Source organism: Nitrosophilus sp. (assembly GCF_982775275.1).
The window spans coordinates 2,878-5,531 of record NZ_CEXZHP010000095.1 but is presented as its reverse complement, the minus strand read 5'-3'; the positions used below and the strand labels follow the sequence as shown (position 1 = coordinate 5,531).

Here is a 2,654-nt window from a genome sequence, read left to right as displayed (position 1 = left end):
GAATACATATTATGATTATCCGGTCTTTTTACAATAGATCTTCCCGGAGTTGGAGGGATTGAGAGGGTAACGGCTTCCATACCTCTAACCGTTCTTGTTCCTGTTGCGTATAGATTTGTAAATAAAAGGCTCTTTTTTATCAGTTTATCCAAATTTGGAGTGAGATGTTTTTTGTTCCCAAAAGTTCCTAAAAATTCCGCGCTTAAACTTTCTACCATAACTAAAATTACATTATATCTTTTCTCTTCTTTGCTATATTTTACCAATCTTGTTATATTTGAATCTAAAAATGTTGAATTTTTAGTTTTTAAAAGAGTTTTTAAATTGCTTATTACATACTCTATCGGTAAAGATTTATAAAACTCATCATATTCAAGAACATTATTTCTAAAAGCCGCAAAAAGTTGGTAAATTCCATTCTCTTTCAAATTTGTTTCATATCTGTTTTTTGTTTTACTTAATGAGTCGTCAACAAAGATAAAAGCTAATACCGGCAATAGCAAAATAAAAAAACCTCTTGAAAATCTTTGCTTAAACTTTATTTTATGTTCTATCTCATAATCTAAAAAAGGTTTTACTATCCAAAACAGAAACAAAGAAATAACAAAAATAGAGGTTAAAAGCATAGGAACAGGATAAGATTCTCTTATATTTCCTATAACTTCATGAGTATATACAAGATAATCAACTGCTATAAAATTAAATCTAACACCAAACTCTTCCCAAAAAAGATATTCTGCTACCGCGTCAAAGCCTAAAGAGTAGATTACAACAAAAAAGAATAGATATGTTAAGTATTTATGATATTTGGAGTGAAAAAATTTATTTGGAATAAAAATTAGATATAAAACAATAGGAATAGACCAGTATATTGTGCTTATTATGTCGTAAAATAGCCCTACAGAGTAAATTTTTAGTAAATTGACTATAGAGTGGTTAATTTCACTCCAAACCCAGATAACAAAAACTGTTCTTATAATAAATGAATAAGCTAGAAAAATAGCAAAAAATATCCATAAAAGTTTAAATCTTGATTTAAAATATAGTTTCATTTTTTACCTAACAAAATATTTTTGAGCGTCAGCTTTTTTTTCAAAAGGGCTAACTTTATATACTTCATCCCCTATTTTTACCTCATAAATTTCATTTGGCTTTGCTTTAGAGTATGTAAGGGCGATTTTAGCGGCAAGCTCTTTATCTTTTTTTGAGGTGTTTTTAGTGATTATGCTTAATGGCCCAGGAAGAGGTAAAGAGAATTTGATATATTTTGATAAATTCATCTCTTTTATTTTTTGATTTTCCTCTTTGTTTCTGCTAACTATTAATTTCGCATTATCGGGAAGTCTAAAATGTCTCCCCCATTTTAATACATCTATATCCTCTAAATCAAATTTATCAAAATTTATATGATCTTTTATTTTTTTTGAGAAATTTTCATCAGTCAATAAACATCCGCCACTTGGAGATTCATAATTTTCTATCCCCCACTTTTTTGCTAACTTCATCTGAACTTCTCTGCTTCTTCCATGGATATCTAAAAGTTTTTCTCTATCAACCCACCCTTTTTCTTCCGGTATAGTAATAGGAAGAAGTTTTGCGCTAAGAGGTCTAAGTATTAGTCTATCGGCGGTGCTTAGCTCTTCTACCTTTTTAAGTGCGTCCATTCTTTGGCTCATAGGTCTTTGCCCGGCAACTTCTCCGCTTATGATAAATTTTGCTTCATATTTTGGCAAAAGCGCTTTAGCGACTCTTATCATATTTGCGTGGCAATCGATGCAAGGGTTAAAATTTTTTCCGTAGCCATATTTTGGATTAAATAATATATCTTTTATAAATTGATCTTTTATATTAATTATTTCAAGTTTTGCTCCGATCTTATCTGCGATGTTTTTAAGATATTTTTGTTTTTCATTTTCTGCTTTTGTGCCAAATCCGGTATCAAAATATAAACCTATCACTTCAATATCTTGTTCAATTATTAGCTTCATAGCAAGCAGACTATCAAGTCCACCGCTAAAAAGGGCTAAGGCTTTTATTTTACTCATAAATTATCAACTCTCCTTTTTTTAATCTTGTGATTATATCTTTATATTTTCTTATTTTAAAGCTTTTCTCTTTGAAAGAGACATCTCTTTTTTTAATAAGATTTTTTAATTTTTGTTCATAGAATTTTATCAAAAAAGTTAATAACTCACTTTTTAATTCCTCCTCATTTTCATATATTTTTATATCATCATCGACCATTATTCTCATAAGTTTTGGATGATCATATTTTTCTTCTAATAGATATCCAAACTCCTCTTGATGATATGTAAAATGATTTTTATCTATATAGTCTAAAATAGTATTTAAAAATTTAGGCTTTACAAGAGCTGTTTTTATTATAGTTAACTCTTTTGTATCGCTTTTTTGAAAATTTTGCAAATTTGAGTTTTTATATTTTTTTGACAAAATTACTCTTGATGGAGAAATATTTAATAAAGCGGCAATATAGTTTTTATATTCATCCTGTAATACTAAAGATAGAGTTTTTATAAACTCAACCATCTCGTTTAAAGCTTTCTCTTTTTGTAAAGGGTTGTTTATATCATATGAAGAGGCTATATGCTCTAAAACAAACTCTATAAAAGGTTTTGGATGCCTAAACATATTTT

The 2,654-nt window shown here is 28.4% G+C and carries 2 protein-coding genes and 1 pseudogene; all 3 read right to left on the bottom strand.

Annotated features, from left to right (window positions below):
* On the bottom strand, positions 1 to 1,052 hold a 1,052-nt coding region (locus tag AC30RD_RS05675), incomplete at its 3' end, for an LTA synthase family protein (protein WP_489493366.1).
* Between the two features lie 3 nt (positions 1,053 to 1,055).
* Positions 1,056 to 2,036 carry an argininosuccinate synthase domain-containing protein gene (locus tag AC30RD_RS05670; RefSeq protein ID WP_489493367.1) on the bottom strand — a complete coding sequence of 327 codons (981 nt, stop codon included), beginning with the start codon at positions 2,034 to 2,036 and terminating at the stop codon, positions 1,056 to 1,058.
* Position 2,037: 1 nt separating this feature from the next.
* A pseudogene (locus tag AC30RD_RS05665) lies at positions 2,038 to 2,654 on the bottom strand (DNA primase); the annotation flags it as partial.